Here is an 18,135-nt window from a genome sequence, read left to right as displayed (position 1 = left end):
TATCAATATATTTTTAAATAAAACTCTTGTAAGTTTCTTGCGTTTTCAACAATATCATATTGCCCTTGAACGATGCTGTTCAACATATTCTTGCGTTCATAGGTTAGATTTTTGTCAACTTCTTCGGCCCAATGATCAATGGGGTCTGTTAAGCCACAGAATGTGATCAAACCAGTTAGGTCCACTTCATTGGTGATGGTATCTGAAGCTACAATTTTCAATCCCGAAGCCTGTGCTTCAATTAGGGTTACGGGAAGCCCTTCATATAGGGACGGGAACAAAAAGAGGTCAAAGGCCTGCAATAGTTCGGGGATATCCTCCCTAAGACCCAAAAAGACCACTTCTTTGGTAATTCCCAACTGTTTCACCTTATTCTGAATCTTTGACCTTAGGTTGCCGTCTCCGACCAATAGCAATGTACAGTTGGGGTTTTTCTGTAAAAGGCTATGGAAAATATCAATGAGGAGAAAATGATTTTTTTGCTCATTAAAACGCCCCACATGCCCAATGATTTTTCTACCCTCCAGTCCCAACTCATTTTGAACTTTTTTTCGGATTTCGGGGTTGTATAGAAAATCTTTGGCATTTACTGCATTGTTTATGATTTCCACCTTATCCCTGTTGGATTTTCCGAACAACCAGTCTCCGGCCTTTTCCCCACAAGCAAAATAGTGGGTGGCTAGATGTCTTACCCTTCTACGGATAAGTGATTGTGTGCTGTCCTTGATAGTCGCTTTAATATCGGTGTTTGGCTTGAACACCTTTAAAAATACAAAAGGTTCAACCGCTAAATGGCTATGGGCAATCCGTGTTTTTATACCTTTTTTCTTGGCCACCCTAAAAATAATGGAGCTCAATGCATTTAGATGGGAATGCACAACTTGGTATTCTGGGTGCTCATCAAAAAATTGTTCCAGTTCCTTTTGGTACTTGAAGTAGTTTTTAGGTGAAATGGAGGGCATTCTGTAAATTTTTCCTCCAAGGGACAGGATTTCATTATCAAAAGCGCCGGTTTCCTTTCTATGGAGCAAAAAGTCAAATTGGACCAATTCCCGGTTAATGTTCCGGTAATAGTTCATGACCATGGTTTCGGCACCTCCCCGGTTCATAATGGTTAAAACATGTAGAATTCTAATTGGTCTGGCTTCCATGTACCCTAAGGTTTAAATAGATTTTCGTATTGTCCAAGAATCTTCTTGGGCTCAAATTTTGAAATAACAGATTCCCTGATTTGGGCAGGGGGAATGTATTTATGGTTTTCAAGACACTCCAAATAGCTATCCTCATCCTCCACCAAAAAACCGTTTTCATTGTGCGTAATGATTTCTTTGGTTCCTCCCGGCACGTTGAATGCCAGTACGGGGGTTCCTACCATGCAACTCTCCAAGACTGTATTTGGAAAACCTTCCACATAGGATCCTTGCAGAAAAAGGTCGTTTTGTTCCAAATAGCCCTGAATGTCTTTACTGTGATCCACAAAGGTTATCTTTCCCATGAGCCCAAGGGAATCGGCCAGTTTTAGGAGTTCCTCTTTTTGGGGACCGTCCCCGAGAATTGTATAGTGGAAATCCCTTTTGAGCTTTGATAGAATTTTTAGCAACCTTGCCTGTCCCTTTTCTTTACTTAGCCTGCCAATTGTAATGACCTTTAATGTACGAGAATCACTTTCTACACTTTTTAATTGGAGTTTTGATGTAAGTGGGTTGGCAATGGTTGTAATTTTTCCTTCTACACCCGGATAGTTTAATGCAAAATCTTTTGCCATGTCTTTGGATTGGCATATTATCCCTGACACCCTATTGTATGCAATTATTGCAAGACGCCCCCTTAAACGACTCTTCCTTTTGGAGTATTTACCCATGCTACTGACTACACTGGCCTCCCTTATGAAAACTTTTGTACGGCCAAGAAAGAAAGATAAAAGACCCAATACGGTATTTAGGTGACCTATTGAGCTTAGTATAAAATCAGGTTTCTCTCTAAGAAGAAAAAAGTATAGTTTAGGCACAGCATGGAGTACCCTCTTTTTATTAAAGAAAATCAAATCGATTCCTTCCACGCTAAATGCGGATGAGCTTTCATCTCCCAGGATCAATAGTTTCGAATCAAAGCTATTTTTATCAAGGTTTTGCGCTATAAAAGAAATAACTCTTTCGGCGCCACCAGCTGTTAAAGTTGGTAACACAAAGATTATTTTTTTGCGGGCCATATTAAAAGTTATTTTTTGGGGACATAATGGCTTTGGGCATGGATAAAAGCCAACAATGGTTGGCTTTATATGTTTGTAAAAACACTATTATATATGTTTTATTATCTTTTTGATATCGATTTCCTTTATTTTTTTTGCTGGATTACCCGCAATCAAGATTCCTGTTTCTTCAAAGGATTTGTTCACAACGGCATTTGCACCTATAGCACAATTATTGGCAACATTGATTTTGCCATAAATTTTGGCGCCAGGGGCTATGTATACATTATCTCCAATCTGGGGCGCGTGACTTGTTCCTCCCGATGCACCGATATTGGTACATGCATGTATTCTGCAATTTTTACCAATCCTTGCATTTGTGTTGACAACGATGGTACCATAATGTACAATGGCCAAACCCGGGCCAAATACGTTTATGGGTATTGAAAACCCCAATTTGATTGATATTTTCCTGAATTTATACTTTAAATAGTAATACGTTGGTTTGCTCCAAAAGCTGTTTTTACAATTGTAGTAGTACTCCAATTTTCGAAGGGTTTGCTCAAATCTCCAAATGTAATTGGGAAAAAGGAAGTCTTTTATTTTTGAAGAAAAATGGTCATTACGGACTCCCAATGCAATCCTATCCTGTTCTAAATATGACTTATATTCACTGTAGGAGCTGATCATACTAAAGTGTTGTTTGGTTCATTATAGATTCTTCGTTTCAAGGTTTCATCAAAATATTTTTCCCCGTAGTTCAGACTATCAAAAAATGCAACACAGATAAGGACCGCCCTTTCATAAAATACGTTGTGGGCAATAAGCCCTTCAAAAACGAAAAGAGAATAGAAAACAAAACAATAAAACTGATTTCTACTGATGGATATCTTTATGCCATATCCAATTAGCCACAAGTACAATACCAGTCCCAAAATACCATAATTCACGGCTAAATAGAGGTATTGGTTATGGGTGTTCAAACTATTAAACTCCCTGTCATCGGTAAATCCCGTCCCATATCCCAAAGGATTGGACATGAAGTCATCCATGTACTTTAAAAATAAATCTCCACGACCGCCCCCTGAACCGGTATCCTCGGCAATTACCCCTTTGTCACTTTGCCCCAATAAAAGATCCATACGCTCACCTGCAGCCCCTCGGGTAAATGCTGGGAAGTTTTCCCGAATCACACCGGCTAATGTAAGCAATGCCACATAGAGCACGGAAAATAGAATAACAATTCTAAAGAAACTTTTTATGAGCCTTTGCACATCGATTTGGAAGGTTGATTTCCAATTGTTCATCGTGCCAAGGATTAAGATAAGAACGGCAGAAACAGTTCCACTTCGCGAAAAAGTGATGAAAATTGTGGCTACCAATATGGTAATGACCAGATATTTTTTTGTTTTGGAGTGTTCCAGAAAGAAAAGGACGCCAAGTGCCAAAAACTTTATTCCGGAAGCAGCTTTGTTGGGGTTTTCACCAAAACCACCCTTTCTGACACTTTCGGCCAAAGTTCTGTTGTATTTTGGTAATCCAATCAGGAAGTCATACCAAACACTGCCAGCAAGTACAATCAAGGAAATAAAGACAACTATAAATACGGTTTTCTTGTCTTCCTTGATAAAGAAATGGAGCATAAACAGATAAAGTATCAGGGTGATGACATCAAGTGAGATATTTGTTCTGATGACTTCAGGATCCGCATTGGAGAAAGCAGAGAAGATGGTGGACAGCATAAGCATCAAAAAGAAAAACTTCGCTGTGTGCGATTTAAACAGCGATAGAACCTCCTTCATATTATACCTTAATACGAACGCACCCATAAATAGGGGGATGAGAAGTGAAGCAGGAGGCAAAGGGTTAATGCCTACACGATATAAAAATATATCTGAGTAGGTTGCGAACAAAATTATTAAGACGCCTAGTACATATTTCATTTCATCAATAAATTAATCACTTTATTTCAGAGTTTATTTTTGATGATACCATAAAACCTGTTCACAACATGTCTGAACCCCTTGCTCAAAGCCAATAGGATCAGAAAATAAATGCATGAGAAAAACATGCCCAACTGTATCAAATGGACCAATAACTCAAAAATCCCCGTATTTTTTGACATATCAAAGTTACGGGATGCCATTAAAAATAGAAGTCCGGCTATGGATAAATAAATCAAATGCATTAAAAATCCTTTCCAGTAAACCCTTGAACTGATTTTCATCCCGGATGTAAACAAAAAATAAGGCCTCCATATCAAAACAATGGCCACCTGACTGACTATGGTCCCGATAAAAACGCCAATGATTCCATATTCCAGGACCAGAACAACGGACAGTATTAAATTTAAGACACTTTGAACCACAGGGGACCAAATGTCATCAAAAAGCCCATATGCCTGTTTAAAATCATCTACAGGTTGCCTGATCTGTAAAATAAAAAATATGGCAACCAATGCTAAAAGTATTGTTTCGGAAAGAATATACTTTTCTCCCAACCACAATATTATAAAATCATCAAATCCAATGTACATAACCAATGAGGCGGAACCGGCAAAGAAAAACCTTAGGGCCATCATTTCCCAAAAAACCTTCAGGGTGTTTTTCAGGTTGTTTTCTGCCACCAAGTTCCCAACACCGGCCTTGGTGCCTTCGAACAGTTTGCTTACCAATATATTGATATTGTTCATTACCATTTGATAATTTCCAACGTAGGCCACTGTGGCTGGATTGATAAGTGCGAATATCAGTATGTTATCTGTTCCCGTAGACACGAAACTTCCCAGTTTATGAAAGCTGATCTGTTTTATTTTGGTCAATAAGGACCTGTTTCTTTCCTTAATGGGTTGGGTTACCTCAAATTTAAGATGCAGCCAGGGGTAAGCTTTCCGTATCCGTTTTCTAAATATAAGGGCATATAGGAACGCGGAAAGCAACTCAATTGATATCCAAACGATAATGTTTTCAAGATAGATAAGAACAAAGCACTGAACGACTAGTTTTAAGATATAAGTAGACCTATTGATGGTGGTATTGATATATCCCCTTTGATCGGCTTCCAAGAGAAACATATGATAGGTGAAAAAATAGTTGATCAGATTGCTTGTCAACAGCGCTAAAAACAGAAAAATGACTATTCCAATGTTCACTTTTTCATCATCAAAGAACAGCGGAAAAAACAATATGAGCACTACACCGCCCAAGAGCACAAACAAACCGATCCTTTTGTATAGGTAACCCAGATAACCAATGAGCTCATTTATTTTTTCACGGTCTTTGTTAAACAACGGTTTGTATAGGGCAAAACCTACAGCAGTACCTATCCCAAGCTCCGATAAATTTAGAAACATCAATATGCTTTTCAGGGTGCCTTCAGTTCCTACAAAGTCATCACCCAGATATTCCAAAAAGATATTCCGGGAGAAGAACTGGGTCACAATATATGCCAACTGAAAAACTAGGGCAATCCAGCCATTTTTTAAGGTCAATCTCAGTCTGGACATGTGCGATAAAACTATTTTAGTTTCTGATTTACCGAAGATATGATTTCTACAATCAAAGAGGGCATGAAGATGACCAGGAAGGTTCGTAAACTGAGTCTTTTGAAATTTACCGCATCGAGGATTGCCTTCCTGATTTTTCTCCTATATTTTTTTTGTGGATCTACATGTTTGTTTCTACTTAAAAGAAAATAATGGTCGGTATAGTATGAAACCACATAATTTTTGACCACCTCTTGAACGGACGGATTTTTTGGTGTGTTCTCTATAATATATTCAGTGGCCCTTATTCCTGTTTCAATCTTGTTCTTTGAATACTTACTTCTAATAATGCTCAGGTTTTCTGTATTGTAGAAATAGAGAGGACTATTTAGGAAACCTATGGATTTTACCTTGTTCATAACATCAATGGTAAAGAAAACATCTTGATGTATGATTCCGGGAATAAACCTCATGTTTTGGACAACCTCTTTTCTGTAGATCCTCCGCCATACCGAAAAACATGCACCACGAAGGATTCTCTTGATTGCAGTATTGCCATCCTCGATGGCAAGGGTGTTGTCAAAGCCATTCTTGTTACCGAAAATTATTGGGGAAATTTCCACAACATCCAGATCATTACTTTCCATGATGTCAATCATCGTTTGAAACATAGATTTGTCTATATGGTCATCGCTGTCCAGAAATGCTATCACATCGCCGGTACAAATTTCCATCCCAGAGTTTCTCGCCACACTGGATCCACTATTTTCTTGATTGACTACAATAATCCTTTCATCTTCTTGTGCATACCTTTCACAGATTTCCTTACTGCTATCAATAGATCCATCATTGACCAGAATAACCTCCATGTTTTGGTAGGTTTGACCAATAATGGATTCAATGCACCGTCCAAGATATTGCTCGACATTATAGACGGGGACAATAATGCTGATTTTGTTCTTTTGCTCCATTATCCTTCGCTAAATGATTTAAATTGGACTGAAAAAAGTGTTTTTATATTCTATTATTTCGGCCAATACCCTATAAGCGTCCATTATATTCTTTGGCAACCCCTTTTACATCATAAATAATACCATCTGGATTTAAAAGGTCTTTTAGATTTAAATCAGTGAATTCTTTATGGGAAACGTTAAGTACAATGGCATCAAATGTTCCATTGGGCATTTCTTGGGTTGTGGTTAGGTCGTATTCTTTTTTTACATCCTCAGGTTTGGCCCAAGGATCGTAGATCATTACATCTGTACCGTAAGTTTGTAAATCCTTGATTACATCAACGGCTTTGGTGTTTCTTACATCGGGGCAGTTTTCCTTAAAAGTTATGCCTAATGCTAGAATGCGAGCGTCCTTGATTCGAATGTCATTTTTCACCATTAGTTTGATGATTTCCGTAGCCACATATTTGCCCATACTATCATTGACTCTCCGTCCGGCTAATATAATTTCTGGATGATATCCAACTTCTTGGGCTTTTTGCGCAAGGTAATAAGGGTCCACACCAATGCAATGGCCACCTACCAATCCAGGTTTGAATGGTAAAAAGTTCCATTTGGTACCAGCAGCTTCCAACACGGAATGAGTGTCAATATCCATTAGATTAAATATCTTGGCCAGTTCGTTTACAAAAGCAATGTTTATATCGCGTTGTGAATTTTCTATTACCTTGGCAGCTTCCGCTACTTTAATGGTGGGGGCTAAATGTGTTCCAGCGGTAATGACTTCCGCATACAATGCGTCGATTTTTTTTCCAATCTCGGGTGTTGATCCAGAGGTTACTTTCAGAATTTTCTCAACTGTATGCAGTTTATCTCCTGGATTGATTCTTTCTGGGGAATATCCAGCATAGAAGTCTTCATTGAATTTCAGACCGCTCACCTTTTCCAATACGGGAATACATTCATCTTCCGTTACTCCTGGATATACTGTGGATTCGTAAACAACGATATCCCCTTTTTTCAGGACCTTTCCAACCGTTTCACTGGATTTATATAGAGGGGTCAAATCGGGCCTGTTATTTTTGTCTATTGGGGTGGGGACGGTAATGATGTAATAATTACAGTCTTTTATTTGGTCTATGTCGTTTGAACAAAAAAGGCCTTGGCCTTCAGGGGCACTTTCTTTGATTACACTCTGCAGGTCTTCATTACTGACCTCAAGAGTGCTGTCCACCCCTGATTGTAATTCTTGTATACGTCCCTGATTGATGTCAAAGCCTATTACAGGATATTTTGTGGCAAAAAGGCGAGCCAAGGGCAAACCTACATAACCAAGTCCAATTACTGCAATTCTAGTTGTATTCATAGATATTATTTTTTTCCTATTTGAAAATATTCAAAGCCTTTTTTAGAAAGTGTTGTATGGTTGTACTGATTACGACCATCAAAAATTATGGGTTGTTTCAGTTGTTTTTTCAATTCCTCAAAATCTGGGGATCTAAACTCTTTCCATTCAGTCAAGAGAATCATTGCATCGGCATTTTCAAGAGTTTCATATTTAGAGTTAAAATATGTAACGTTTTTATTTCCTTTTAAATAGAAACTCTCGGCCTCCTCTCTTGCTTTGGGATCATAGGCCTGTATCTTGGCTCCTTTTTGGGTGAGATGGTTTATAACATAGATGGAAGGTGCCTCACGCATATCATCTGTTTCCGGTTTAAAGGCAAGACCCCATATCGCAAAGGTTTTTCCTTTCAGGTCTTCACCAAATCTGGAAACAACCTTTTTGGCAATGACCAATTTTTGCTTGTCGTTTACGTTCTCAACCGCTTCTATTAGATTTGCGGTATATCCATTTTCCGCCGCGGTTCTTTTTAGGGCTTTTACATCCTTTGGAAAGCATGAACCGCCATATCCACTGCCAGGGTAAATGAAGCTATAACCAATTCTACTGTCAGACCCGATTCCAATTCTAACTTTGTTGACATCGGCATCCACCAATTCACAAATGTTTGCAATTTCGTTCATGAATGAAATCTTTGTAGCCAACATGGCATTGGCAACATATTTGGTCATTTCGGCGGAACGTACATCCATAGTGATCAGGCGATCAGTGCTACTTCGAAAGAAGGGGGCATATAATGCCCGTAATTTTTCTTCTGCCTCCACATTGTCTGACCCAATCACCACTCTGTCCGGCTTCATGAAGTCGTTAATGGCATCCCCTTCCTTTAAAAATTCTGGATTTGAGACCACATGGAATTCAATTTTCTCTCCTCTATTTTCAAGTTCTTTATTGATGGTGGCTTTTACTTTATCCGCGGTTCCTACAGGAACTGTGGACTTATTGACAACAACAAGGGGGGTGGTCATGTACTCACCAATTTCTTTGGCGACCTGCAGTACATACTTTAAATCTGCAGACCCATCTTCTCCCATAGGTGTGCCAACAGCAATAAATGCAATGTCCGTATTGTGCAAATGATCTTTAAGGCTCGTACTGAAACTTAAAGTTTTATTATAAATGTTGCGGGCAACCATAGGTTCAAGACCTGGTTCGTAAATCGGGATTACCCCTTGCTTTAATTTTTCAATTTTTTGGGTATCAACATCAATACATGTTACGGTGTTTCCCATTTCGGCAAAACAGGTACCACTTACCAAGCCTACATAGCCGGTTCCAATAACGGTTAAATTCATTCTCTGTGTTTTTTATTTAAGGTTTTCCCAATACCAGTCCACGGCTTCTTTGAGGCCGGCTTCTATGCTATATTGAGGGTTGTATCCCAATAGTGTCCTTGCTTTTTCAATAGAGGCCAGTGAATGGGGGACATCACCTTTTCTAATAGGCCCATATGTAACTTCAATATTGGATATTTCGGGGTCAAAATTACTTAAATACTTTTTCAACAGGGCCACTAGCTCATTGAGGTTGGTTCTTTCCCCGTACGCGGTATTGTATACCGTATTGATGGCTTTGTTGTTGTTGGACACAATTGACCTCACATTCATCTCTATTACATTGTCAATATAGGTGAAGTCCCTGGAATAGGTACCATCGCCATTGATATTGGGAGATTCATGATTCATCAGCGTCATTACAAATTTCGGTATTACGGCGGCATATGCTCCATTGGGATCTTGTTTCCTCCCAAAAACATTGAAGTAGCGCAATCCAATGGTTTCCAAGCCATAAACCTTGTTGAAAATATCGGCATACAGTTCATTCACATACTTTGTAATAGCATAGGGGGAAAGGGGCTTTCCTATGACATCCTCAACTTTGGGCATACTTTCCGAATCGCCATAGGTTGATGAACTTGCGGCATATACAAATCGTTTTACGTTGGAATCCTTGGAGGCAACCAGCATATTTAAAAAGCCACCTACATTGACTTCGTTGCTCGTAATAGGGTCATTTATTGATCTTGGGACTGAACCCAACGCCGCTTGATGTAAAACATAATCTACCGTCTTACATGCATCTTTACAGTCTTCAATATTTCTGATATCGCCTTCCTTTAACGTAAAGTTTGGATTGGAAAGCAAATGTTGTATATTTTTTTTGTGACCTGTCGCAAAATTGTCCAAGCAAGTCACTTTATTCCCATTTTTTATTAGTGCTTCACACAAATTGGAACCAATGAACCCGGCACCTCCGGTAACTAAAATATGATAATCACTGTTTAAATTTAACCCTCTAATATCCATTTATAATTTATTTCAGTTGTAAAGATGCAAAGCTAAAATTGGTTTAAATTAAATTTTGCTATGAATTACAATATATAATCGTTAAGTGAACTTCTTACCAGCGGTACTATAGACCTATTTTAAAATAGGATTTGTACCATTCTATAAACTTGCCCACTCCTTCCTTGATTGAAGTATTTGGGCGGTAATCATAATCTTTAATGAGATCGTCAACATTGGCCCAAGTTTTTGGAACATCTCCAAGCTGCATGGGAAGCATCTCTTTTCTACCCTCTTTTTTCAGATTCCGTTCAATTTCTTCAATAAAATCTAACAGTTTAACTGACTTATTATTGCCAATATTGTAAATCTTATACAAGTTTTGTGGGTCAATTTTGTCCGTAACAGGTTTTTCAATGATCTTGACCACACCTTTGACGATATCGTCGATATAGGTAAAGTCGCGTTCCATTATACCGTGGTTAAAGATTTTCAAAGGTTTATTGTGTATTATGGCATCTGTGAAGAGGAACATTGCCATATCGGGTCTGCCCCATGGTCCATATACCGTAAAAAAACGCAGTCCTATAGTTGGTATTTGAAATAAATGGCTGTAAGTGTGGGCCATAAGTTCATTACTCTTCTTGGTGGCAGCATAGAGACTGATAGGCTGATCAACGCAATCAGTTACTGAGAAAGGAATTTTTTTAGATAGACCATATACGCTGGAACTGCTTGCATATACCAATTTACTTACCTTATGGTTCCTACAGCATTCCAAAATGTTGAGAAACCCTGTAATGTTACTATCCACATAGGTCTCGGGATTTTCAATACTATATCTGACACCTGCTTGGGCGGCTAGATTACATACTACATCAAATTTTTCGGAAATAAATAATTTGGGCAAAGCTTCACGGTCTTCCAAATTCATTCGCACAAACCTAAACTCAAAGCCATATTTTGTGCTTGCATTGATACTTGAAAAAGAATGCGAATCTTCCTTTTTAATTCCCAGTTCATGGAGACGAGCATATTTTAGGTCAACATCATAATAGGAATTTATGTTGTCCAAACCTACAACTTGATGACCCTCTTGAAGCAGCATTTTTGAAACATGGTAACCGATAAATCCTGCTGCACCAGTCACTAATATTTTCATGGATAAAAGGTTTGTATTGCAAATATGATAAGACTAATCCTAATTCTACGGTTTTTATTGTGAAGAAAATATTTATGGGTTTGTTTCTTTCGTCTAAAGATGGATGCAAAAGAAGTCTTAGTTGTTAACAAAAGGTGTATTTCATCGATTAAAAGAATATAATCTGTTAAATCAAAGTTAAGGCGAAATCCTAGGGCGTTAACCAAACGTACAAGTCAGAGTATCAAATAAATCTAAAAACAGCCCTAGTGGCTGCATTTCATCGAATAATTAAAACATTTTATCTAAAAAAATTTTTTATACACTAATTTTGAACCCCAATATCCCTATACCCATGACAAAATCATTTTTAGCCTTTTGCCAAATGTTGCTTTTACTTGTTTTATTTTTGACTTTTAATTCTTGTTCAAAGGATTCCGATATATTTTATGAATCAATCAGTGAAGAAATCGATGATAATATCGGAGGGGGAAACTCTGGCGAAGGTGGGCAGGAGCAACCCGATGGTTCAGGTGATGATTCGGCCAATAAAGATGATGTTATTTCTTCTGAATTAAAGGCATTTCCAACCGCATATGGGGCAGGAGCCTATGCAACTGGTGGTAGAGGAGGCAATGTTTACCACGTTACCAACCTGAACAATTCTGGTGAAGGTAGTTTTAGATGGGCGTTGGGTCAACCAAGACCAGCCACCATAGTTTTTGACGTGTCAGGAACCATTGAACTTACCTCATGGCTTACTGTTACAGGTAGAGATTTGACCATTGCCGGCCAGACGGCACCTGTTGGCGGTATTACCATTACTACTACCAACTACTCAAGGTTCTTGTTCGATGAGGTTGAGAACATCATCATCCGGTATATTAGAATAAGAATGAAAGACTCTCCCAGTGTTGCATTGGATGTCTATGGCAATAGGGGAGTGGCACGTAACCTGATGTTTGACCATATGAGCATCTCCTATGGGGGGTTGCAGGCCTTTGTTATACGAGGTAACGAGAGTCGGTATGTTACCTTTCAAAAAGGATTGATAGCCGAAAGTAAGACCGGTGCTTTATTTGGTGATAGCCAAGACCATCATTTTAGTCAAGACAATAGTTTTATCAACAATCTATTTTATAATGTATCCCATAGGCTTCCCAACTCTGGGAGTAATGGAAGGGTGGACCATATCAATAATGTAATCCAGAACTGGAAATTTAGATTGTCATTTGTTAATGGGGACATTAAACTAAACCAAATCAACAATTATTACTGTGCCGGAGGAAGAAACTCCTTGGGAACAGGTCAAAAGAATGTGAATGCCCTAAACTCATGGCATGATAATCAAATATATACAGCAGGGAATATCGTTGACAAAGGATTGTTCCCTGACCCTGATGCCGATAACAGACAACTTTGGGTTGAGTTTGATGCAGGGGTACAAACAGATTACGCGCCTGCCAGTGAGTTTGTAGATACTCCCTATGAAATTCTAGGGCCTCCGATGCCAATCAAGACTGCACGTGAAGCCTACGAAGAGATTGTTAACAATCCTGATGTTGGTGCAAATGCATCCCTAAATGGAAATGGAACCATTGTGTATAGCCCTGATGCTAATGACAGAGAATATCTTGAGGTCGTTGCAGGGGGTGAGGGGTCATATGAACCTTACACTACCGGAAACAATGGATCGGACAGGAGTTTCTATTTTGAGCAGAGGTATATTAATTTCTTAGGTGGAATAAGTTCAAATCCAATCAACTCTAGGAGTTATGATTATGACACAGACTTCGATGGTATGCCAGACGTGTGGGAAAGAAGTAAATTTGGAGATTTATCCAGAAATGGTAAAGAGGACCATGATGGCGATGGGTATTCCGACCTTGAGGAATTTCTGAATTTAGTTGATGTTGACTAAGCTATATTGCTTAAAAAAACAAAATCTCCCCTCTTTCAATCAATTTGTGTTGAACTCATTGGTCCATTTACAAAGTACATATACTTTCCATATATTGGCAGTATGATCGACTTTGCCATCCATATGATCGGACAACATCTTTTTAAACATATTCGATTTAAAATTGGGTATGCTGTTCAAGGCTTGATCGTTGAGCGTGGATAAAAATTCATCTCTCAGCTCATTCCGCATCCATTTTCCTATGGGAACGGCAAACCCTTTTTTAGGTTGATTGAAAACCTCTTCTGGAATATATTCCTTTAGAATATCCCTTAGTATTCTTTTTTGATTGCCTTTTTGATACCTAAATGAAACAGGTAACGACCTTGCGTATTCAATGACACGGTAATCCAAAAAAGGACTTCTAACCTCCACAGAATATGCCATACTGGCTCTATCGACCTTGACATTGCTATCGTTTTCCAACCAAAGTTTAATATTAAGGTCCGCTGCTTTTTGTAGAAAGTCCCTTGACCATTTTTTATAGCCTTGGTAATATTTCATATACCCTTGTCTCTTTTCCTTCAGTAAGAAGCCTTTTCGAGAAAATATGTTTTCAATAAAATCGTTTCTTGTTTTTGTGCCTAGGGCATTTCTAACTCTATGTGTATTTAGTCCCGCTAGACCTAGGAGCTTTGGGTGGGATAGCATTTTTCTCAACGGATAAGGGATGTCCATAATGAACCTATTTCTAACCAAAGAATCAAAATAAGGGTAGCCCAAGAAACTCTCATCCCCTCCATCTCCTGAAAGAGCCACGGTTACATATTGTTTGGTAACTGAATTCAGCAGCAAGGAGGGTAGGGCAGAACTGTCCGCAAAAGGCTCATCGTATACAGAGATGAGCTTTGGTACCAGTTTAAGGATATCATTTGGCTTGCAAATAGTGGTCTTATGGTTGGCGCCAATAATTTCAGCATATTTTTCTGCAATTTTACTTTCATCGAAATCAGCCTCCTCGAATCCAATGGAAAAGGTGTTTATTGGTTTATCCGAAACTTCAGATGCTATACTGGATACCAATGCCGAATCTATTCCCCCGGACAGGAATGAGCCAATTGGGACATCGGATTGTAATCGAATCTTTACGGCATCTTTTAAAAGTTCATGCAACTCCTTCTTGGCCTGGTCATAATCAATTTTCCGGATAGCCACATCCTTGAGGTTCCAATATTCTGAAACTTTTAAATCGCCGGTGTTCAGATTAACCTCCATGTAGTTTCCTGGAGGTAATTTAAAAACATCTTCAGCAATAGTATAGGGGCTTGGGATGAACATGCAATCCAAGAATATGGATATGGCCTCATCACTTATTTTTTTACTTTCAAGAAGAGGTCTGATTTGGCTGCAGATTTCTAAATTGCCCTCCTTCCAATAATAGTAAAACGGTTTTACACCAAGTCTGTCCCTAGCACTGAAAATAGTGTTGTTCAACGAATCATAAATGGAAAAAGCAAACATACCATTGATTCTTGATAGAATATCCTTACCCCATTCTTTATAGCCCAAAAGGAGCACTTCGGTATCACTCTCGGTGTTAAAGTTATACCCGATTTTGGCTAGGTCTGCCTTAAGATCTTTATAATTATAGATTTCACCATTAAATACAATTTCGAGGTGGTCTTCAGCCATAGGTTGATTTGACCTGGGGTCAAGATCCAATATGGATAGGCGCAAGTGTCCCAATGTTACTTGATTCACTTTTTTTATGCCAGTATGATCAGGTCCCCGAAAGGAAATTGAATTCAGTTTTTGCTTGACAGTAGTGTCATCGTATTGTATGTTGGTCAAATAGATACCGCACATATAACTTAGGTTTCTTAATTGCGATTATTGTTTATTCCAGTACTCGGTTACATTTTTTGGGGTTAGGGCCATTAAATATGGTTCATCCACCAATTCTAGAAAATAACGGTCCGATGCCCTATCCCCATATCCATAGGTGTAGCTATATTTTTTACCTTTAAGATAATTTTCTAAAAGACTTCTTTTCTGATTTCCATAGCAGTTTAGACCATCTATGCTACCCGTAAATCGGTCATCTGTCCTTTCAAATTCGGTACCTATTAGAATATACCCCTTTGAATCGCACCATTTTTTTAGCCATAACCCCGAAGAGGCGGTCAAGATCATAATGTCATGCTTTTTTACGGTATGCCAAGATAGAACAATAGAGGCAGATTCACGACATAGCGAAGGGAGTACTTTTTCTGAAAATTCCTGACCCTTTTTTTCAATTTCCTTATAACCATGATTGGATAGATAATAAGAAAAAAAGAGTTCTTTGAGTCTTTGGTTTTTAATAATTCCCAAATAGAAAAGAATAACATAAGGAGACAAGGCCACCAAACCTAAATAAAACCGGAAAGTGCCGTTTACATATTTAATGAACTCTAAATAGGTATCCTTTGAGGTAATGGTCCCGTCCAGGTCAAAAACCGCAATATGGTTGCTATTTGTATTGGTGTCCTCCATTTGGTAACAGAAATAACTATACTATTTTGTTAAATAAATATGTAAGAAACCCATCTAGGACAAAACCATTTTTAAAGTGGTACACCCTCCAAGTCAACAGCAAAATAATGTACATAACGGCCAAGCTATATTTCCATACGGGGAGGCTGGTCTTTTTTATTACGGATTCTTTGGTTTTTGTTGGTAATAAAGTGGCCAGCACCAATAATAGTAAGACAAAATGAATCTGGATCCATCTTCCCCAATCACATACCAGAATAAAAAGTGGCAAGGAATACCCGATCAATAGCAGGAAGCTCCATAGTATTCTTTTTGACTCGGAAGGATGTTCTTTACGTAGATAATAGTATACATGCAACAGTCCTAGTATAAGGGATACTGAATAGAGGGAGTACCCCCATGGAGTTTCCAAATACCGATCTATACTGGATAGCAGGTCATTGGAAAAGTCAAATATGCTAAGTTGTCCACTTCCGAACTCTATCCCCCTTTGTTTTAAGATATTCAATGATTCTCCTTCGTTGATGGCCTTGCCAAAAAAGAAAACTATACAGGTGGGTATAAGGACGGACAAATAGAGGCGGGCTCCCTTCCAATAGTCTACCTTCTTATTGAAAAGCCATAGGGTAAGCACAAAGTATGGGGCATAAAAAATGAAGATTTCATGAAATAAAACCCCTACAAAAAGTAAAGCATAGACCAAATATTCTTTAAAGCCCTTGAATTGGTCTTTGCTGAGCAAATGGACAAAGAATGCGAATATGACAAATAAAATAATCTCTTTGCGTCCTACAATATGGATGTCATTTATGAAAAAAAGCAAGGTTAACGGTGAAAATATAAGGGAAACGAATAGTAAGGTTACTTTTTTCTTTTGTATTATCTTGACGAATAGAACAAAAAACAGAAAATATAAAACCATTTGTCCAATAAAGACAATCGTTTTTAGTCTTAACCCCGTAACATCTTGAATCATGAAGAATAGACTTCCCGTGAGCCCTCTTCTTTTAAACCCTCCGTCATGGTAATTAACCAACCAGTCCCCAAGAATAAATCCATGACTGGTCTCTATGAATTGATAGGTATGGTATCCAATCCAGCAAAACAAGAAGACAAAAAATGTGTAAAGTCCGTATTTGTATATGTTATGCCAGTTTTGGGATTCCATTGGGAGGGGTAAATTATTTTTGAAAATAGATAAAGTAAGCAAAGAGCATCAGCCAGACCAATAAGGTTGCCTGCAGAAAAACATCTCTACTTAAGATCTTTATGGGTGACCCCGATTTGTTCTCAACCAAAGAAATTTGTAAATATCTCATGATACCTATAAATACGGGTAATGATGTGATATATAGCTTGTCGGTTCCTACTCGGGCTATGACTTCTTCAGAAATTGTGTACAAAATATAGGCCATAAGGGTCACCGAAAAACAAATACTTTTGGCAATGTCTATAAAAGCCGTTGTGTATCCGCTTTGTGATTTCCTCAAGGTAACCCCATTCTGAATCGTTAGATCATCCCTGCGCTTTGCAAAACCAATGGACATACTCAAAAGAAAAACAATGATTATCATCCACTTGCTCACAACAATACCTAGTATAAGCCCACCGGCAAGAATTCTTATCAAAAACCCGATACTTATGCAAATGACATCAATTATTGCTATGTTTTTTAAAATGAAGGCATATAAAACATTCAGGACAAAATATCCTATGACAAACCATTTAGAATCATCCAGCGAATAAATAAGAGATACCGAAAGAACAAAAAGAAACAAGGCAATTGCCACTGCCTGTTTTATGGAAAAATAACCGCTGGCCAAGGGGCGGTTCTTTTTTTCTGGGTGTAATCGATCCTTCTCTACGTCAAGCGCATCGTTTAATATATATATCAGCGAACTGGTAAGGGAAAATGCAAAGAAAAGAATGATGGCCTTATAAATACTATGATCAAACAATACTTCGAGGAGTCTTCCAGAGAAAAAAACGGGAAGAAAAATCGCTAGATTTTTAACCCAGTGGTGTACCCGAATAAGTTTTAATATTTGTTTGATCATTTGTTGACCTGAGGTTTGGATGCAAAGAAAACAACAGGGTTCCTAATGTAAACATTACAAAGACGAAATACGGGTAAACTCGATAAAAAGAATGGTAATACAGGAATGGAAGTCGGATTTAGGTCGTAAGATTTTACTTTCCAGGAATATTTGATATTCTTTAAACCAAGGAAATGTTTTTAATGGT

At 38.2% G+C, this 18,135-nt stretch carries 15 protein-coding genes; 1 reads left to right on the top strand and 14 read right to left on the bottom strand.

Features of this window, described 5'->3' with window-relative positions:
* Positions 1-2 precede the first annotated feature (2 nt).
* From DN53_RS11740 to DN53_RS11695, 10 genes are all read right to left on the bottom strand, one after another.
* Entirely contained in the window at positions 3-1,151 is a 1,149-nt protein-coding gene (locus DN53_RS11740) for a glycosyltransferase family 1 protein (protein WP_129654468.1), read from the bottom strand.
* Between the two features lie 5 nt (positions 1,152-1,156).
* Entirely contained in the window at positions 1,157-2,209 is a 1,053-nt protein-coding gene (locus DN53_RS11735) for a glycosyltransferase (protein WP_129654467.1), read from the bottom strand.
* An 87-nt stretch (positions 2,210-2,296) separates the two neighbouring features.
* Positions 2,297-2,734, bottom strand: a complete 438-nt coding sequence (locus tag DN53_RS11730) for a serine O-acetyltransferase (protein ID WP_242502126.1) — start codon at positions 2,732-2,734, stop codon at positions 2,297-2,299.
* Between the two features lie 140 nt (positions 2,735-2,874).
* Positions 2,875-3,990: an O-antigen ligase family protein gene (locus tag DN53_RS11725; RefSeq protein WP_165357405.1), complete on the bottom strand. Its 1,116-nt coding sequence runs from the start codon at positions 3,988-3,990 to the stop codon at positions 2,875-2,877.
* A gap of 167 nt (positions 3,991-4,157) precedes the next feature.
* A complete protein-coding gene (locus DN53_RS11720; protein WP_129654464.1) occupies positions 4,158-5,693 on the bottom strand; it encodes a lipopolysaccharide biosynthesis protein in 1,536 nt (511 codons plus the stop codon).
* An 11-nt stretch (positions 5,694-5,704) separates the two neighbouring features.
* A complete protein-coding gene (locus DN53_RS11715; RefSeq protein WP_129654463.1) occupies positions 5,705-6,643 on the bottom strand; it encodes a glycosyltransferase in 939 nt (312 codons plus the stop codon).
* 70 nt (positions 6,644-6,713) lie between these two features.
* The gene (locus DN53_RS11710; protein WP_129654462.1) at positions 6,714-7,991 is read right to left on the bottom strand and encodes a nucleotide sugar dehydrogenase; all 1,278 of its coding nucleotides are present in this window, start codon (positions 7,989-7,991) and stop codon (positions 6,714-6,716) included.
* A 5-nt stretch (positions 7,992-7,996) separates the two neighbouring features.
* Positions 7,997-9,325: a UDP-glucose dehydrogenase family protein gene (locus DN53_RS11705; protein ID WP_129654461.1), complete on the bottom strand. Its 1,329-nt coding sequence runs from the start codon at positions 9,323-9,325 to the stop codon at positions 7,997-7,999.
* A 12-nt stretch (positions 9,326-9,337) separates the two neighbouring features.
* A complete protein-coding gene (locus tag DN53_RS11700) occupies positions 9,338-10,336 on the bottom strand; it encodes an SDR family oxidoreductase (protein ID WP_129654460.1) in 999 nt (332 codons plus the stop codon).
* Between the two features lie 106 nt (positions 10,337-10,442).
* A complete protein-coding gene (locus DN53_RS11695) occupies positions 10,443-11,477 on the bottom strand; it encodes an NAD-dependent epimerase (protein WP_129654459.1) in 1,035 nt (344 codons plus the stop codon).
* A 388-nt stretch (positions 11,478-11,865) separates the two neighbouring features.
* Between DN53_RS11695 and DN53_RS11690 the strand changes: the two genes are divergently transcribed.
* Positions 11,866-13,377: a pectate lyase family protein gene (locus DN53_RS11690; protein WP_207211116.1), complete on the top strand. Its 1,512-nt coding sequence runs from the start codon at positions 11,866-11,868 to the stop codon at positions 13,375-13,377.
* Positions 13,378-13,416: 39 nt separating this feature from the next.
* Here DN53_RS11690 and asnB read toward each other — a convergent pair whose 3' ends face one another.
* The 4 genes from asnB to DN53_RS11670 all read right to left on the bottom strand — a co-directional run bounded on the left by asnB (position 13,417) and on the right by DN53_RS11670 (position 17,948).
* Entirely contained in the window at positions 13,417-15,222 is a 1,806-nt protein-coding gene (gene asnB / locus DN53_RS11685; protein WP_129654457.1) for an asparagine synthase (glutamine-hydrolyzing), read from the bottom strand.
* Between the two features lie 24 nt (positions 15,223-15,246).
* Positions 15,247-15,891 carry an HAD-IB family phosphatase gene (locus DN53_RS11680; protein WP_129654456.1) on the bottom strand — a complete coding sequence of 215 codons (645 nt, stop codon included), beginning with the start codon at positions 15,889-15,891 and terminating at the stop codon, positions 15,247-15,249.
* A gap of 16 nt (positions 15,892-15,907) precedes the next feature.
* Complete coding sequence (locus DN53_RS11675; protein WP_129654455.1) at positions 15,908-16,714, bottom strand: hypothetical protein; 807 nt, start codon at positions 16,712-16,714, stop codon at positions 15,908-15,910.
* Positions 16,715-17,072: 358 nt separating this feature from the next.
* A complete protein-coding gene (locus tag DN53_RS11670; RefSeq protein WP_129654454.1) occupies positions 17,073-17,948 on the bottom strand; it encodes a UbiA prenyltransferase family protein in 876 nt (291 codons plus the stop codon).
* Positions 17,949-18,135: the final 187 nt, after the last annotated feature.

It is taken from the genome of Flagellimonas olearia (assembly GCF_004150225.1).
Classification (GTDB): Bacteria; Bacteroidota; Bacteroidia; order Flavobacteriales; family Flavobacteriaceae; genus Flagellimonas; species Flagellimonas olearia.
This window is presented reverse-complemented; position numbering and strand designations above follow the sequence as displayed.